This window comes from uncultured Rhodoblastus sp. (assembly GCF_903903185.1).
GTDB lineage: Bacteria > Pseudomonadota > Alphaproteobacteria > Rhizobiales > Beijerinckiaceae > Rhodoblastus.
In genome coordinates this window covers 22,310-39,917 of record NZ_CAIUXT010000157.1, presented here as the reverse complement: position 1 = coordinate 39,917, position 17,608 = coordinate 22,310, and the positions used below count along the sequence as shown (strand labels likewise).

At 60.7% G+C, this 17,608-nt stretch carries 12 protein-coding genes; 7 read left to right on the top strand and 5 right to left on the bottom strand.

Going from position 1 to position 17,608, the window contains the following annotated elements; all coding sequences use genetic code 11:
• The first annotated feature begins 305 nt into the window (after positions 1–305).
• Positions 306–1,550 (top strand): L,D-transpeptidase family protein, encoded by a 1,245-nt coding sequence (locus tag QZY01_RS14955; RefSeq protein ID WP_294538413.1) that lies wholly within the window; start codon positions 306–308, stop codon positions 1,548–1,550.
• 142 nt (positions 1,551–1,692) lie between these two features.
• Positions 1,693–2,997, top strand: a complete 1,305-nt coding sequence (gene glyA, locus QZY01_RS14950; RefSeq protein ID WP_294538375.1) for a serine hydroxymethyltransferase — start codon at positions 1,693–1,695, stop codon at positions 2,995–2,997.
• 140 nt (positions 2,998–3,137) lie between these two features.
• Here glyA and QZY01_RS14945 read toward each other — a convergent pair whose 3' ends face one another.
• From QZY01_RS14945 to topA, 4 genes are all read right to left on the bottom strand, one after another.
• Positions 3,138–3,842: a PEP-CTERM sorting domain-containing protein gene (locus tag QZY01_RS14945; protein ID WP_294538372.1), complete on the bottom strand. Its 705-nt coding sequence runs from the start codon at positions 3,840–3,842 to the stop codon at positions 3,138–3,140.
• Entirely contained in the window at positions 3,829–4,608 is a 780-nt protein-coding gene (locus tag QZY01_RS14940) for a hypothetical protein (protein ID WP_294538369.1), read from the bottom strand. Before QZY01_RS14940 ends, QZY01_RS14945 begins: the two co-directional genes overlap by 14 nt.
• Positions 4,514–5,116 carry a L,D-transpeptidase gene (locus QZY01_RS14935; protein ID WP_294538367.1) on the bottom strand — a complete coding sequence of 201 codons (603 nt, stop codon included), beginning with the start codon at positions 5,114–5,116 and terminating at the stop codon, positions 4,514–4,516. Before QZY01_RS14935 ends, QZY01_RS14940 begins: the two co-directional genes overlap by 95 nt.
• A 370-nt stretch (positions 5,117–5,486) precedes the next feature.
• Positions 5,487–8,375, bottom strand: a complete 2,889-nt coding sequence (gene topA / locus QZY01_RS14930; protein ID WP_294538365.1) for a type I DNA topoisomerase — start codon at positions 8,373–8,375, stop codon at positions 5,487–5,489.
• A gap of 190 nt (positions 8,376–8,565) precedes the next feature.
• On the opposite strand from topA, the gene QZY01_RS14925 reads away from it, so the two are divergent.
• The 5 genes from QZY01_RS14925 to frdD all read left to right on the top strand — a co-directional run bounded on the left by QZY01_RS14925 (position 8,566) and on the right by frdD (position 13,698).
• Positions 8,566–9,510: an aspartate carbamoyltransferase catalytic subunit gene (locus tag QZY01_RS14925; RefSeq protein ID WP_294538362.1), complete on the top strand. Its 945-nt coding sequence runs from the start codon at positions 8,566–8,568 to the stop codon at positions 9,508–9,510.
• A gap of 880 nt (positions 9,511–10,390) precedes the next feature.
• Positions 10,391–12,178 carry a fumarate reductase (quinol) flavoprotein subunit gene (gene frdA, locus QZY01_RS14920; protein WP_294538360.1) on the top strand — a complete coding sequence of 596 codons (1,788 nt, stop codon included), beginning with the start codon at positions 10,391–10,393 and terminating at the stop codon, positions 12,176–12,178.
• Positions 12,171–12,932, top strand: a complete 762-nt coding sequence (locus QZY01_RS14915; protein ID WP_294538357.1) for a succinate dehydrogenase/fumarate reductase iron-sulfur subunit — start codon at positions 12,171–12,173, stop codon at positions 12,930–12,932. The genes frdA and QZY01_RS14915 overlap by 8 nt, the downstream gene beginning before the upstream one ends.
• Entirely contained in the window at positions 12,929–13,327 is a 399-nt protein-coding gene (locus tag QZY01_RS14910; RefSeq protein ID WP_294538354.1) for a fumarate reductase subunit C, read from the top strand. The genes QZY01_RS14915 and QZY01_RS14910 overlap by 4 nt, the downstream gene beginning before the upstream one ends.
• On the top strand, positions 13,324–13,698 hold the full coding sequence (frdD, locus tag QZY01_RS14905; RefSeq protein WP_294538351.1) for a fumarate reductase subunit FrdD: 375 nt from the start codon (positions 13,324–13,326) through the stop codon (positions 13,696–13,698). The genes QZY01_RS14910 and frdD overlap by 4 nt, the downstream gene beginning before the upstream one ends.
• Before the next feature lie 737 nt (positions 13,699–14,435).
• Here the strand turns inward: frdD and QZY01_RS14900 are convergent.
• On the bottom strand, positions 14,436–17,606 hold the full coding sequence (locus tag QZY01_RS14900; RefSeq protein WP_294538348.1) for a hypothetical protein: 3,171 nt from the start codon (positions 17,604–17,606) through the stop codon (positions 14,436–14,438).
• Between the last annotated feature and the right edge of the window lie 2 nt (positions 17,607–17,608).

Here is a 17,608-nt window from a genome sequence, read left to right as displayed (position 1 = left end):
CAGGGCGAGTGGCGCTTCTGCCGCGCCGCAGCAGATTATCTTCGCCAGGGCGCCTTTGCCTTAAAATCGCCGCGCTATTCGCGCCTTTTTAACGTCCCTCATGGAATATTTACCCTAACAGCCTGTCGGCGGGGCGCCGCCTCCCGACCTAACGGCATATAGGAAATGGAGTTTTGGATTTGAGCAGACCCGTTTTGACGCGATTCGGCGCCCGGTTTCGACTTGCAGGACTTGCAGGACTTGCAAGACTTGACGCCCCATCCGCGAGCAGCAAGCGTTCGGCGCGCCATGTCGTCGCCGCCTGCCTGACCCTTGGCTACTGCGGAGCGGCGGTGGCTGCCGAGAGGGTCACCCAGGCCGAATGGGCGCAGCGTTATGATTCCGATGCGCGGCTTTCGGTCGCCCGCACCACGACCCCTCTGTTGTCGCCGCGCACCCTCGCCGCCACCGAACAGGCGATCGAGACCTACCGCCGCATCGTCGCCAATGGCGGCTGGGGCAAGGTTCCGACCGGCGCGACGCTGAAACTCGGCTCTTCCGGCCCGTCGGTGGCAGCGCTTCGCCGCCGCCTCATCGTCACCGGCGATCTCGACCCGGCCGCTTCCGGTTCCGGCATATACGATTCCTATGTCGAGGCGGGCGTCCGGCGGTTCCAGGCGCGCCACGGCCTGATCGAAAGCGGCGTCGCCAATCCCGCGACCATCGACGCGATGAACGTGCCGGCCGATTACCGGCTGCGCCAGCTCGAAACCAATATTGTGCGGCTGCGGACGTTTTCGTCCAATCTCGGCGAGCGTTTCGTCGAAGCCAACATTCCCGCAGCGATGGTCGATACGGTGGAAAACGACACCATCGCCACCCGTCACGCGGCGGGCGTCGGCAAGATCGACCGCCAGTCGCCGGTGATGCAGACCCGCGCGCTGGACATCGACTTCAATCCTTACTGGACGGTGCCGGCCTCGATCATCCGCAAGGATCTGATCCCGAAGATGCAGGCCGATTCGAATTATCTCAAGGACAACCACATCCGGATTTTCGACAAGAACAACAATGAGGTTCAGTCGAGCCAGATCAACTGGCATTCGCTGGAGGCGACCAACTACCGGTTCCGCGAGGATCCGAGCACCGAGAATTCGCTCGGCGTGGTGCGCATCAACATCAACAATCCCTATGGCGTCTATATGCACGACACGCCTGCCAAGGGCGTGTTCGGCGACGATTTCCGCTTCGTCTCGTCGGGCTGCATGCGCCTGCAGAATGTGCGCGATTATGTCGCCTGGCTGCTCAAGAACAATCCGGGCTGGGATCGCAACCGTATCGATCAGGCCATTGCCTCGGGCGAGAGGCTCGACGTCCGGCTCGAACCGCCGGTCAATGTCTACTGGGTCTATATCACCGCCTGGGGCACGCCGGAAAACATCGTGCAGTTTCGCGAGGACATCTATCAGCGCGACGGATTTTCGACGGCTTCCGGCGGCGGCGCGGGCTCAGTGCAACCGGTCGCCCAGCGCGGCGGCCTGAGCGTCGATCCGGAGCCCGACGAAAAGTAATTCTCGTTTTCAGTTGAAAAGCGCCCCGGCGGACCCCTCTGCCGGGGCGCGGCCTTTTCCGGCCTTTCTTCCGCGCGGCTTGCGTGATATTGGGCCAGCAAATCTGGCGGTTCGACCGCCCTGAAGCGAATGGAGTCCGAGCATGAGCCAATCCAGCGTCGCCGCGGCAAGGCCGATATCCAACAGCTTTTTCGGCGCCTCGCTGGCCGAGGCCGATCCGGAAATTTTTCGTGCGACCGAACTGGAGCTTGGTCGCCAGCAACGTGAAATCGAGCTGATCGCTTCGGAAAACATCGTTTCGCGCGCGGTTCTCGAAGCCCAGGGCTCTGTGCTGACCAACAAATATGCCGAAGGCTATCCGGGAAAACGCTATTACGGCGGCTGCCAGTTCGTCGATATCGCCGAAAATCTCGCGATTGAGCGGGTGACCAAATTGTTCGGCTGCCGCTTCGCCAATGTACAGCCCAATTCCGGCAGTCAGGCCAACCAGGCGGTTTTCCTCGCATTGCTGCAGCCCGGCGATGTTTTTATGGGCCTCGATCTGGCGGCGGGCGGCCATCTGACCCATGGCGCTCCGGTCAATATGTCGGGCAAATGGTTCAAGCCGGTGTCCTATGGCGTCCGCCCGGAAACCGGCCGCATCGACTTGGACCAGGTTGAGGCGCTGGCTCATCGTCACCAGCCGAAGCTGATCATCGCGGGCGGTTCGGCCTATGCGCGTTTATGGGATTTTGCGCGCTTTCGCGCCATCGCCGACGCTGTCGGCGCCGTTCTTCTGGTGGACATGGCGCATTTTTCCGGCCTGGTGGCCGGGGGCGTCCATCCCTCGCCCTTCCCTCATGCCCATGTCGTCACCTCCACGACCCACAAGACCCTTCGCGGGCCGCGCGGCGGACTGGTTCTGACCGATGACGAGGACATCGCCAAAAAGATCAATTCGGCTATTTTCCCAGGCCTTCAGGGCGGCCCGCTGATGCATGTCATCGCCGCCAAAGCGGTGGCCTTCGGCGAGGCTCTGCGGCCCGAGTTCAAGTTTTACGCCAGACAGGTGGTGGATAACGCCCGCGCCCTCGCGGAGACGTTACTGGCCGGCGGCCTCGATCTGGTTACTGGCGGCACCGACAACCATCTGATGCTGGTCGATCTACGGCCGAAGAAGCTCACTGGCAAGGCGGCGGAAGCCGCGCTCGGCCGGGCCGAAATCACCTGCAACAAGAATGGCGTGCCTTTCGATCCGGAAAAACCTTGGGTGACTTCGGGCATTCGTCTGGGCACGCCCGCCGCCACCTCGCGGGGCTTCGGAGTCGCGGAATTCAAACAGGTCGGTCAGCTGCTCGTCGAGACGCTGGATGGTCTGGCGAAACAGGGCGAAGCGGGCAATAGCTCTGTCGAGTCCGCTGTGCGCGGAAAGGTCGAGGAGTTGACCGGGCGCTTCCCGATTTACTGAATCTATTGAAATTGAAAAAGTTTTACGCTGCGATCGAATAGATCGCGGCGCATTTTCGATATCTGGCAGAAAAGCGCCCGGACAGGCGGCAAATGAAGAGGATCCGCTGCAACCGCCGACGATCCTCTTCCCGCTGAGGGTCACGCGGACCGGGGGGCCGACGACCCGGTCATCGCTCGACGACGATATCCGGCAAAGCCGAGGGCGGAGAAGCCGAGCAGCATCAAACCCCAGGTTGCGGGTTCAGGAACCGCGGCTGTCGCGAAAATCTGTTGCCCGCTCGTGGGGACAATTACCGCACTGGCGTCGATATAATGATCGGGAACGTTGCTTTGGCCCTGCAGGCAGGCGCCGCTTGACGCGGCCAGGCAATAATAATGGTTGCCCGACGAAAAGCCGTCCTGAAATACCAGAAAGCCATTATCTGAAGCGCTGAAATTGAACTTTAGGTTTTGCAAGGAAGCCGTGATGTCGGCGCCACCTCCCCAGATCACTCCGGTGGGATCGGTGCTTGCAATATGAAAGGAGGAGCCAATCCCGTTCAATTGAAGGCTGAACGATGTAATGTCGAAATAGTTGATGGTCCCCAGATTCCCGTTGGTCGTCAGCGTTCCAACCACGCTGCCGCCGCCGAAGAATTGATTGACATTATAGGTGATGACCGAGGCCGAGGAAGCGCCGACGCCGAGAATCATCGTCGCCAATGCAATGCTTGTCGCGAGAGCGGCTTTGCGCTTCACTGAGTTCCTGATCATGTTTTCCTCCGCAGATTTTTGGCTTTGTGAAGATTCAGAACAATAAAACCATGCGAGCGCCTCAGGGTTTTCTCTTTTAAGATAAGTCAACCAGATCCAAAGTCAACCAGGCGGAAATGCGCCGCAAGAATGCTACGCAGGCTCCTAATCGCAGAGGATTGGGCGCCAAGGTGTTTTGCTTTTTAAAAACAATCACCTGTGGTGTCGTCACGGTTAGAGATGCGACACTGCCTGAAGACGCTGCCGATGTCGTTTCGATCTTCTGTGCATGAAAGTTTATTTCATTAGTACAATAACTTGCCTTCTTCGGAGTGCGGCCGAAGGCACGCAAGGGCAAGGACGCGGAAAATGCGCTCGGCCGGGCCGAGATTGCCTGCGGCAAGAACTGCAAAAAGAATTGCGCGACTTTAGATCCCGAAACGTCCGCGGCGACATTCGGGCATTCGCCTCGCGTCCCGGAAGCGACGCGCGGCGATCCCACCCTCCTGTTGTTCCGCAGGGATGAAACGCGTGAAAGAAATGAGGAGAAAATGGCCTCTTGCAGAAACGGATCGCCGGCTGGTTTAATGTCCCGACTTGGCTTTGACGCCTTGCGCCGCTTTCGCCGATGACTTGCGCCAACATCGCAGCCCCATTCGCTGGTGACCGCGATCGGGCAGAAATCGCCTGTCATTCCGCTACGGCGGTCAGCCAAAGAAAACGCCGGGATTGCCAACGATTCGGACTTTTTTGCATCGGAAGCAAAAAGGCGCCCCAGCGCTTCAGTATTCCGCCGGATTGACCCGTCCCGAATTGATTTGACCCGGATTGAGCTGCCAATGACGAACGCTCGAAGATGAGCGGCGTTCCAGGCCATAGGCGAGGGCCGAGGCATGATTGTGGGGGCGGGCGATCGCATAGCGCGAAGCATGGCGATGATGCGCCCGGGCGTAATGGACGCCGCTCGAGGAACCGGTGATGCTGATCGAGGCGCCTTGGGCCTTCACCATCGAAAACAGTTTCGCGGCTGCGCCCGGCGACAGGCGAATGCAGCCATGCGAGGCGGGCCGCCCAAGCGATCGGGTCTCGTAAGTGCCGTGAATGGCATAGCCGCCCGCAAAGAAGATCGAATGTGGCATCGGCGAATTATGATATTTGCGCGAGCGGTGCATGACTTGCAGGCTGGTCGGACGATAGGCGCCGCGCGGGGTGTAAAATCCCGAACGCGCCGACGAGATCGCCCAATTGTAGCTCTGTCCGCTGTCCGACCTGACGTGCATGCGCTGCGATGAAATGTCGACGTGAATATATACTTTGCCTTGCGCCACAGCGGTGAGCGCGAAAAAAACGCTCGCGGCGCGACAGAGGCTCAAAATCGAACGCATGACGCACCCTCCCAAAATTTTCCAGTCAAAACGCAATTGGGCTTGATCGCCGCGCTTGCAAGGCCGCTTCGCCAGGGAGGGAATGGTCGCCAGCCCGACGCCGCTTTCGTCAACCTTAACCGTACAGTTCCGATTTCGTTTCCCGGGGCGAATAGAAAGAACTTTCAACGCCAAACATTCTAACGCCAGAAAAAACTATTTTGGAAGCCTGACAGTTCGGAAACGTAAAAAAATCAAGCAAGGCAATCGAAGTTGCGCCGCGAGCGGAGCGTCCCCGGACGCCGCGGAACCGTTCTCGCACTTCATGCCGCCGGCATGATCGGGCGCCGCCGACGCGATCAGGAAGACCTGGTTTAATTCCGACAGGAGACTATTTCTTTGCAGCGGGCTTTTTGAGCGCCGTTTTTTTTGCCGGGACGCCGCCCTTGAAAGGCGTCTCGTCGTTTTCTTCGATCTTCTTGTTGGCCGCAGTCCTCTTGGGGATTGTCTTATCCGTCGCCTTCCTGGCCGGGGCTTTTTTCGCGGTCGTCTTCTTCGTCGCCGGTTTCTTGCCCGGCTTGCCGCCGCCCGAGGCGATCTTGTCCTCAATCAGCCTGATCGCCTCCTCGATGGTCACGCTTTCCAGCGTCATCGATTTCGGCAGGGTGGCGAAGACCTTGTTCCATGACACATAGGGGCCATACCGTCCGGCGCGCGCCGCAATCGGCCCGCCGTCGGGATGGTCGCCGAGCAACCGCCCGTCGCTCGGCGCGCCTGCCGCCCTGGCGTCGACGATTCCCGTCGCCTGTTCCAGCGTCAGGGACGTGATGTCGGTTCCCTTGGGCAAAGTGGCGTTGACCTTGCCCCAGGCGAGATAGGGGCCAAAACGCCCGGCCTTGAGCGCGATGGCGCCGCCCTGTGGGTGGTCGCCCAAGGCGCGAATTTCGCCGCCGCCGCCAAAACGGCCGCCGCCCGCCTCCTTGGTCACGATCAGATCAATGGCGCGATTGCCGCCGATTTCGAGCACATTCTCATCCTTGGCCAGATTGGCGTAGGTTTTCTTGTGTTGGACATAGGCGCCGTAACGGCCGATGCCGGCGAGGATCGGCTCGCCGCTTTCCGGATGTTTCGCCACTTCGCGCGGCAGCGACAACAGCGCCAGCGCGATTTCCAGCGTCACGTTCTCAGGCTGCATATTGGCCGGCAACGAAGAACGCTTCGGCTTTTCGCCTTCGCCCTCCTGAATGTAGGCGCCGAAGCGGCCGTCGCGCAGAGTGATTTCCTGACCCGTGGCCGGGTCTTCGCCCAATATCTTGACGCCCGGGCGCTCGCCCTCGACGCCCTTGGCGGCGCTCTCGCCCCGGTCGGACAGGGTGCGGGTATATTTGCACTCCGGATAATTGGAACAGCCGATGAAGGCGCCGAATTTGCCGAGTTTGAGCGACAATTGGCCCGCGCCGCAGACCGGGCAGACACGAGGATCGGCGCCGTCTTCCTTGGCCGGGAAAATATGCGGCCCGAGCAGGTCGTTGAGGCTGTTGAGCACCTCGGTGACGCGCAATTCCTTTGTGCCGTCGATCGCCGCCGAGAATTCGGTCCAGAAATCGCGCAGTACCTGTTTCCAGTCCAGTTCCGCGTTGGAAACGCGGTCGAGCTGTTCTTCGAGCCCGGCGGTGAAGTCATATTGGACGTAGCGGCCGAAAAAACTTTCGAGGAAGGCGGTGACCAGTCGGCCCTTGTCCTCGGGAACGAGGCGCTTCTTCTCGATCTTCACATAATCGCGCTCGCGCAACACGCCCAAAGTCGAGGCATAGGTGGAAGGCCGGCCGATCCCCAACTCTTCCATGCGCTTGACGAGCGTCGCCTCGGTATAGCGCGGCGGAGGTTCGGTGAAATGCTGGGTGGAGTCGATCTTGTCTTTCTTGAGCGTCTCGCCCTCGCTCAGGGCGGGCAGGCGGCCGGATTCCTCGTCCTCCTCATCGTCCTTGCCTTCCTGATAGAGTTTCAAGAATCCATCGAAACGCACGACCTGTCCGGTGGCGCGCAGTTCAAGATTCCGCGCTCCGGCTTTGGCTTCGATCTCGACCGTCGTGCGCTCAAGCAGCGCCGATTCCATCTGGCTGGCGATCATCCGCGTCCAGATCAAGTCATAAAGCCTGGCCTGATCGGGCTGCAGGAAACGGGCGACATCTTTCGGCAGGCGCGACATGTCGGTCGGGCGGATCGCCTCATGGGCTTCCTGCGCATTCTTCGCCTTGACGAGATATTTGCGCGGGACGCCGGGCACATATTTGGCGCCGAATTCCTTGCCGATCACGGCCCGCGCCGCCGATACCGCCTCCGGCGCGACATCGACGCCGTCGGTTCGCATATAGGTGATGAGACCCGCCGTCTCGCCGCCGATATCGACCCCTTCATAAAGGCGCTGGGCGAGGCGCATGGTGTTTTCCGGCGCGATGCCCAATTTGCGCGACGCCTCCTGCTGCAAGGTGGAGGTGGTGAAGGGCGCGTAAGGATGCCGTTTGGCCGGCTTGGCTTCGACCGACTTGACGGTGAAGGCCGCCTTGTCGAGGGCCTGTCTGAAGTCTTCGGCCTCGGCGCCGGCGCCAATGTCGAGCCGCGTGATTTTTTTGCCGTCGGCGCCCACCAGCCGGGCGATGAAGGGCGCGTCGGCCTGGTTGCGCAGATGGGCGACCAGCGACCAATATTCGCGCGGCTTGAATTTCTCGATTTCCAGTTCGCGGTCGCATACCAGCCGCAGCGCGACTGATTGAACGCGCCCCGCCGAACGGGCGCCGGGCAATTTGCGCCACAGCACCGGCGAGAGATTGAAGCCGACGAGATAATCGAGCGCCCGGCGGGCGAGATAGGCTTCGACCAGACTGACATCGATCTGGCGCGGATGTTTCATCGCCTCCAGAATGGCGTCCTTGGTGATGGCATTGAACACGACGCGCTCGACCGGCTTGTCCTTGAGCACCTTTTTCGCGCGCAACACTTCGAGCACGTGCCAGGAAATGGCCTCTCCCTCGCGGTCCGGATCGGTGGCGAGAACGATCCGGTCGGCGTTCTTGACCAAAGCGGCGATGTCGGACAAGCGCTTGCCGGCCTTGCCATCGACTTCCCACAGCATTTTGAAATCGTCGGCGGGATCGACCGAGCCGTCCTTGGCGGGCAGGTCGCGCACATGGCCGAAGGAGGCGATGACCTCGAAATTCTTGCCAAGATATTTGTTGATCGTCTTGGCCTTGGCAGGCGATTCGACGATGACGACATCCATGCGATGACCCCGAAAAACCGGATGACCGGCCTCAAACCTATGTGCGGGCGGGACCTTGCGGCAGCCCGGAATGGGCCGGAAAATGGGCGAGCGCCGCCTTCCTGTCAAATGGTCCTTGAAGAGCGCCATAATTTTGGTCGCAGGCGGCAGACGCTTGCGGCCAACCCGCGCCTGGGTTAGAGCCTGAAAAATGTCCAGTCGCGCCCCCACTTTTCCGTACAAGCACCTTCTGGGGATCGAGGGCCTGTCGCGTTTCGACATTCTCCATCTGCTCGAACTGTCGGAACAGGCGATCGAAGTGTCGCGGCAGGTCGAAAAGAAAAAGACGCGGCTGTCCGGGCGGACCCAGATCAACCTGTTCTTCGAGGCTTCGACGCGTACGCAAAGCTCGTTCGAACTGGCGGGCAAGCGGCTCGGCGCCGATGTGATGAACATGTCGGTGGCCAATTCCTCGCTGAAAAAGGGCGAGACGCTGATCGACACTGCGATCACCCTCAACGCCATGCGCCCGGACATCATTGTCGTGCGGCACGCCCAGGCCGGCGCCGCACATCTGCTGGCGCGAAAAGTCGATTGCGCGGTGGTCAACGCCGGCGACGGCGCCCATGAACATCCGACCCAGGCCTTGCTCGACGCCCTGACCATCCGCCGCGCCAAGGGCCGCATCGAGGGGCTGACGGTGGCGATTTGCGGCGATGTGCTGCATTCGCGCGTCGCACGCTCCAATTTGATCCTGCTGTCCTGCCTCGGGGCGCGGGTGCGGGTGGTGGGCCCCTCCACCTTGATGCCGACGGGGATCGGCCAGATGGGCGTCGAGGTGTTCAACTCCATGCAGGAGGGCCTGCGCGACGCCGACATCGTGATGATGCTGCGGTTGCAGCACGAGCGGATGCAGGGCGCCTTCATTCCATCGACGCGCGAATATTTCCGCTTTTTCGGCCTCGACGAGGAAAAGCTCAGGTTCGCCCGGCCCGATGCGATGGTCATGCATCCCGGCCCGATGAATCGCGGCGTCGAGATCGATTCCGGCGTCGCCGACGGCCCGCAGAGCCTGATCCGCGAACAGGTGGAAATGGGCGTCGCCGTGCGCATGGCGGTGCTGGAGGCTTTGGCGCGGAACCTGCCGAACGGGTAGGACGAAAGCCGCCGGGTGAAAATGTGAAAATGGGGCGGTGAAAGCGTAATCGGGAGGACGGAAAGCGTTCTTGATATGTCCCAGACGAAACGCGACCGCGCCGCCCGCGAGAGCCTGAAAGCGCCGCGTCGCGCCGCCGCAAAATACAACGGGGCGGCTGAAAGGGTCAAAACGCGACGTCAATAACCAAAATTAAGCGGAAATGGATGCAGTTTCGTTCCGATTAGCCCTAAAAATGCAGGTTTTTTCACGTTTTTTCAACCACCCTGCGCGCTCCGTTGATTGCACCCCGTGCGCGCATTTCCGCGCGCGCCAGAACCGGTCGCCACGCGACCGTCCACGATCGCGGCCTTGCGTCGGAAAAAGCGCATCCGTCGCCCGGATTGCGCACCCCGCGCGTTTTTTGCCGGCCGGGTTAAAAAAATGGACAATTGCGCGGCGCTTGCGCCTTTTCGGATCGCTATCGGCGGTGCGTTGATCCGATCGAAGGTTTCGCCTCGTAAAGGCAACACGGGAGCCGTCATGGATTTTCTAACGCTGGTGTTCTGGCATGCGCATCCGCCCGGCGCGGAGAGAGCCGGGCGCCCCAATTCGCGGCGTCCCGTTGCGGATTGTCCGGCGGTCGCGATGGGGACGCCGGCCACGCCTGCTGGCAGGGCGCAACACCCGCTGATCCTGCTCTCGGGACTACTTAAGCTTCGACGAATTGACAACCTGGCGCCCCATGGCGCGGGGCCTAGCCCCGTGTAAGCTGTCGCCGGGTTCCCGCCGGGGCAGGAATTTGTGCGCCCGGGAGCGATTCTTGGCCTTGGCAGCCTGCCGGGGTGTTTGCATACCGACTTGTTAGCCTGCCTATCCTTTCTGTGAACGGAGCCACGCCGTGGAGCATTTCGAAGCCGATGTCCTGATAATTGGCGCGGGCGGAGCGGGCCTGCGAGCGGCGATCGCCGCGGCCGAGGCGGACCCCTCGCTTACCGTCGCGCTCGTTTCCAAAGTGCTGCCGATGCGCAGCCATACGGTTGCGGCGGAGGGCGGCGCGGCGGGCGTGACCCAGGCGCACGACACGCTCGACAATCATTTCAATGACACGGTGCATGGCGGCGACTGGCTCTGCGAGCAGGACGTGGTCGAATTCTTCGTCAGCCGCTGCACGCAGGAAATGGTCCAACTGGAACATTGGGGCTGTCCCTGGAGCCGTAAGCCCGACGGCAACATCAACGTGCGCGCTTTCGGCGGCATGAAAATCGAGCGGACCTGGTTCGCCGCCGACCGCAGCGGCTTTCATATCCTTCACACCCTGTTTCAGACCTCGACAAAATATCCCTCGATCAAGCGCTTCGACGAATATTTCTGCGTCGACCTGATCGTCGAGGACGGACGGGCGCAGGGCGCGACCCTGCTCTCGCTGTCGACCGGCGAGTTCACGGCCATTTCCGCCCGCTCGGTGGTGCTGGCCACCGGCGGCGCGGGCCGGGTGTTCCGTCAGAACACCAATGGCGGCATCGTCACCGGCGACGGCATGGCGTTGGCTTTCCGACATGGCGTGCCGCTGCGCGACATGGAATTCGTGCAATACCATCCGACCTGCATGCCGGGAACCGGTCTTCTGTTCACCGAGGCCTGCCGCGGCGAAGGCGGCTATCTCGTCAACAAGGACGGCTACCGCTATTTGCAGGATTACGGCCTTGGTCCGGTTTCGCCCGAGCCGCGCAACAAGGCGATGGAACTCGGGCCGCGCGACCGTCTGAGTCAGGCTTTCTGGCATGAGGAGCGCAAGGGGCGAACGGTGGAGACGCCCGCCGGGTCGGTTGTCTATCTCGACTTGCGTCATCTGGGGAAAGCCAAGCTGAAGGAGCGGTTGCCGCTCATCTGCGAACTCGCCGAAGAATTCATGGGCATCGATCCGGCCGATGCGCCGATCCCGGTTCGGCCGGCGGTGCATTACACGATGGGCGGGATCCCCACCGACATTCGCACGGCCACGCCGATTCCCGGCCTTTACGCGGCGGGGGAATGTTCGAGCGTCGGCATCCACGGCGCCAACCGGCTGGGCTCGAATTCGCTGACCGAGTTGTTTGTGTTCGGCCATGTCGCCGGCGACGAAGCGGTGAAATTCGCCAAGGGCGCGCCCGCCGTGAACGCCGGACGGAACCTGGAACAGGCGAAGGCGAGCGCCGCGAAGGCGCTGGCGTTGCGCGACCAGAAGGGCGCTGGCGAGCGCCACGCCGATCTGAGGAAGGAGATGGCGCTGACGATGGAAAAAGGCTGCGGCATCTATCGGATCGGCTCGGAGATGCAGGAGACCTGCGACAAGCTCGCGGAACTGAAGCGGCGGTTTGCCAACGTCACCATCGAGGACCGCTCCGCCGCCTGGAACACCGACTGGGTCGCCGCCCTTGAGCTTGGCTATCAGCTCGATGTCGCCGAGGCGATGGCGCATAGCGCGCTGGAGCGGCGCGAGTCGCGTGGCGCGCATCAGCGGATCGACGGTTTCGAGGCCCGCGACGACGAGCATTTCCTCGCCCACAGCCTCGCCCATTATCGCGAGGGCGCGTCGCCCGAGATCACCTATGGGCCAGTCAAGATCACCAAATCGAAGCCCGGGGAGCGCGCTTATGGCGCACTCGGCGAAGCGCTGGAATCGAAAAAGGAGGCGACGCATGTCTGAAGCCGCCACGCTCACCAAAACCGTTGAACTACGAATCCTGCGCTATCTGCCCGCTTCCGACGAGAGCCCGTCGTTTCGCTCGTTCCAGGTGCCCTATAGCGACGACATGTCGGTGCTGCAGGCGTTGCAGACCATCAAGGATACGCTGGACGCGACCTTGTCGTTCCGCTGGTCCTGCCGCATGGCGGTGTGCGGAAGCTGCGGGATGATGATCAACGGCGAGCCCCGGCTCGCCTGCAACACGTTTTTGCGCAATCTCCCGCCGGGTCCCGTCACCGTCGAGGCCTTGAAGAACTTTCCGATCGAACGCGACCTCGTGGTCAGCGTCGGCGACTTCGTCAAGAAGATCGAGAGCATCTATCCCTACATTATCCCGAAGGAGCCGAAGACCGTCGCGCAAGGGACCTATCTCCAGACGCCGGCGCAGCTCGCCGCTTACGAATCCTTCAGCGATTGCATCAACTGCATGCTGTGCTACGCGGCCTGCCCGCAATTTGGCGAGAACCCCGATTTTATCGGTCCCGGCGCCATGGCGCTGCTTCAGCGCTACAATGGCGACTCGCGCGACGGCGGCCAGCAGAAGCGCCTCGACGCCATTGCCGGCGAGGACGGCGTATGGTCCTGCACGGCGGTCGGCATTTGCTCCGAGGTCTGCCCCAAGCATGTCGATCCCGCCAACGCCATCAACCAGAACAAGACCAACAGCGCGTTCGACTTCTTCCTGCACTATTTGAGAAAGGACGCCGCCCAATGAGCGAGAGACGCCCCTACACGCGACCGATCGACGAGGACTGGTGGAAAAAACCGCCCTATCTCTCCTATACCGCGCGCGAACTCAGCGGCATCGCCGTCACGATCTATGGCGGCGTGCTGTTTACCGGGCTGTTCAGCCTTTGGCGCGGGCCGGAAAGCTACAACGCCTTTTTGCGGTTCCTGCAAAGCCCCCTTTCGCTGCTGTTGAACCTGCTTCTGCTGGCGGTCGTGGTCTATCACGTTGTGACCTGGTTCCAGACCCTGCCGAAGACCATGCCGAAGATGATCGTCGACGGCAAACAGGTCCCGGCGGCGAAGATCACCCAAATCGCCACGCTGGCCGCCGGCGGCAGTTCGCTGCTCCTGATTCTGTTAACGATGTGGGTGGCCCGATGAGTGAAGCCGTTCCAGTCAAGCGCAGCATATCTCCGATTTTCTGGCTGCTTTTCGGCGCTGGCGGCATGCTGTCCGCGCTCTTCGGGCCCGCGCTGATCCTGATCACCGACGTGCTCGGGCCTACGGGAACCGGCTTGCCGGCCGATTTCGAAAGCTACGACCATGCGCTCGCTTTCGCGCGAAATCCGCTCGGCAAGCTGGTTTTGCTCGCCGTAATTTCGCTGTTCTTCTGGCACGGCGCGGAACGGATTTACCTGACGCTCAAGGACATGAAAGCGGGACCGCTGCCCGTTTTGAAACTGGCGACCTACGGCGTCGCCGCCGCCGTGACGCTGGTCACTTTCCTTCTGCTGCTGGCGATCGGGTTTTGAACGGACGGCGACGGGAGGGGCGCGGGGATTTTTCGCCGGGGCGCTGGCGCCGGCGCCAGTGATGCAGATTAGACTTGCGCACACATCGAAAGGGCGTCGAAGGACGCCCTTTCATGCACGCGGTCTTGGGCGCCGGTGCGCCGGGCCGGGATTTTGAGCGTTTTGACGCGAGAAGTGGACCTGGTTCGCGTGAAGAAAACGCGTAAAAAAAGAAACCCGAGCCCCGATCCGATGCTGTCGGATTGTCAAAGGCTCCAGAGGTCTTCACCTCGTTGGTCCTGCAAAAGACCTTGTTTGTTCCGGCGGCGCTTGTTGTTTACGCAATATGATTGGCCGGAAACCGGCGGCCTCTTTTCGAAAATCCTGCCTGAGCGCAATCCGTTCCGCCCCTGTCCTGTTAACGCGGACGCCCGCTACGAGTAGAAGTGGCCGTGCGCTCGTTGCAGCGTCAGGAATCGGCGGGAAGGGGATGATCGTCATCTTCGTCCGCAAGGGCAAGAATCGGTCCGATTCCAGGCATTGAGCGAAGGTCCGGTCCCTAGCGCAGACCGGACGATGGCTGTATGGGAGGACCGCGCCAAGTTCGCAACATTGCCGGTCAAAACCATGACCTTTCAGAATAGAGCCAAAAACGGAACGTCGGACTGATTAGTCGTCATCTCGACATAAACTTAAAACTGCTGAACGCGTTAAGACTGAAAAAACTGATTGATGGACGAGCGCCGCTCAAGTCAGCTTTACTGGCTTTCTTGCGGCGTATGCTTATCCTTTGGGCAATTATTTTGCAGCGAGCATAGAATCTCGGGAGGAACTGAAATCCTTCCCTGCCCGTAGCCATCGTAAGGCAGAATGCTTTCCATCGTTTTCCGCAGTTCGGCGATTGCCAAAGGACCTTTACTCTGGGTCTCGTTGGCTTCGCGCGCCGCCCATCGCCGCCAGAACCGGATTGTGCCGTCGGTTCCGCCCGAGACTATGGTTCCATCCTTATCGACATCGACCGCAAAGGCCGGCCCCCTGTGGCCGCGCAGTTCGACCCCTTTATTCAACTGGTCGCTGGCAATGTCGAACACACGAACACTGCCGTCATTCGACGCGGTGACGATGAAGCGCCCATTTGGATCGAAGGCGGCCTGCATGACCGACGCCCCATGCTCATCAAGCTTTTGCGGCTGGCCGGCGTGTTTGATGCTCCAGACATTTGTTTCGGACTGAGTTACGGCCAAGATCTGGTCTTCGTTCGCTGGATTGAAAATCAGTTGCCTGATACCATTTGGCCCTTTCTGCGGTGCCCCTCGTTTCTCCCCCCGCGAGATCTCGTCGATGGTGATATTTCCGTCGGAATCGCCTTCGGCGAGATATTCGCCCGACACGCTGACGGCCAGGGTCGTGATCGACACGCCGCGCTCCGGCCTCGGGATAAGACTTTCAATCTTCTCGACTAACTTGCCGGTGCCCGCATCCCAGACGTGCGGTTTACCGAAAAAGCCGCCTGTCACGATCTTCTCGCCGTTACCGCTCCATACGCCGACGCCGGAAAACGAATCGCCTTCACCAACGACCATCTTTTCATCTCCCGTCTTACCGACGCAACCCGGCAGCGCGTTCCTAAGTTGATCATTGCCGCAGGGCCGAATAATCCAGCCGTTTTCGTTAACTGAAGCGATGTAAATTCGGGTGCCGTCTGGACTCCAGCGGACGCTACCAAAATCTGGCGCGCCAGCAGGGAGGTCGGCAAGCTGCTCGACCTTTTGACCGCCGTCCTCGTAACGCAGGAAATACAGTCTCCCCGATTTTAGAGCCGCGACTACAGGAACCTTGGGATTCATACTTACGCTGACGACGGGTTTGGCAACGAGACCGACGGGCGATGCCGGCACACTCGTCATAACGGGCGAGTATGCGGGTTTCTGTTCCGGCGCAAGCCGGCGCACTTCCCTGACTAATTCCATTGTCTTGTATATGGCGTTGCGAAATATGTCGTTGCCCCAATCGGGGTCGGGATAGGCTTGCAGCAGTGCCAGCGCGTCGCCGGCGCCAACGAGTTTGGGCCCCTCAATCACGCCCTTCGCGGCGACCAACAACAAATTCTGCCGATGCTCGCGAGCATCGCGGATTTCTTTGTCTAGACGATCCCGAGCTTCAGCCTGCTTATCACGTTGTTGAACTAGGTAGTAAAAGCCGAGCGCCGCCGCCAGAATCAAACAACCTGCAAGGGCCAGCAAACGATGCAGCCGCGCTTTTTGACCCTCCAGCTTAGCCGCCTTTGCCTCCTGCACCGCAACAGCCGCGCGAGCCTTTTCGGTTTCAACGTTGGCCTTGGCGGCATATGCTAGAGCTTTCGCCGCCTTGGCTTCAAGTTGCGCGTTCTGTGCCTCGGCGGCGAGGCGTTTCGTTTCCTTCTCCTCATCTCGAGCCTTCCGGCTGCGCTCCAGCAAATCAATTATCGAATTCAGATGGTCCTTGCCATCCTTCGTATAGCGCCGTGCCCAGGCAGCGGTCGGCTTGACCTTGCCCCACCACTTCACATAATCGTCGAGTTCGCTGCCGCTGATGACGCTGGCGGCGCGTGCTCGCTTTGCCAGTTCCCAATAGCGCTCGCCGTCGTCTTGTTCTTCGCGAATCCAGTCGGCGCCGCCTTCTCCCTTGAGCTTGCTCCATCGCCGTATCAGCGCCTCGTGGCCAATGTCGATAATCGACGAGTCGCAAAGGTCGCCCTCGCCGATGATCCGGAGGAAACCGCAATCGGCGTCGGCAAATCGCTCTACGACGGACCTGACAGCCAACTTTGTGTCGCTCTCTGACCAGTCGGACGACCGAACGCAATCGCTCAAATCACCAAATTTTATCGGCCGGCGTATGACGCGCCCGGTGCGGTCCACTTCCGTCAGCGCCTGAAAGATGCGCTTGGCGATCAGGTTACGCGACAGAGGCGACGGGTCCGCCTCGTCTAAGTATTTTAGCGCCGCGAGAATTTCATTGCCATGGTTTGATAACGCCGTTTCCTCCCCGACCGCCGCGCTGTAATCCGCCAACTCGATCTTAACTGGCGCGTCCGGTGCCCTACGTCGAACGGCCGATTGCCAGCATCTCATCAGCACATGCTGAAGAATCGGCAATTGGTCGGGATCTTCATTGGTGTCATTCAAAAGCCGCTGAACCAATTCGGGATCGATCCTCCCGCCGGCTTTTACAGCCGGACGAACGATCCCATCGGCCAGTTCATCTCGCGTTAGGCCGGGAACTAAGTATTGGTGTTGCGATACCGCCTCGGGAAGATCATGGAAACGGGCGCAGTCGCCGATGAAATCCGAGCGCATCGTGATGACGACGTTCACGGGGACCGCGTCTTGAGCATTCGCCTCGAGAATGAGCCGGACGAAACTCGTGGCCTCATCGCGGTTCAATTCGGCAATCGCTCGGCTTTCGGAGGTGCCTGTCCGCAAGCTGGCGAAACGGAAAATCTCCTCGAACTGATCGACGATCAGCAGGAAACGGGCTTTGCGGTCTAGTGGCGAAAACATCGAAAGGGCTTCGGGAATGCCGAATTTCGATCGCCGGAGCAGCAGTTCGATGCGTTCGTCCCAGGCTTCGCGCAAGTCGTCGGGCTTTGAGCGCAGACTGGAAATCGTCTCGGCGAGCCGTCGGATCGGCGCGTCTCCGGGCGCCATCGTTCCGAAACGCCAGTTTTCGTTCGGCCTCGCTTCAAGCTTCGGGATAAGTCCGGCTCGGACCAGCGAAGATTTTCCTGCGCCGGAACTGCCGACGATCGCGACGAACCCGTTGTTCAGGACCAGTGACTCGACCGCCGCTACCGCCCTGTCGCGGCCGAAGAAATAATCGCGATCCGCGTAATCGAAAGGAAGAAAGCCGATATAGGGGCGCTTCACGCTGGCGTTTTGTTCCGACATTT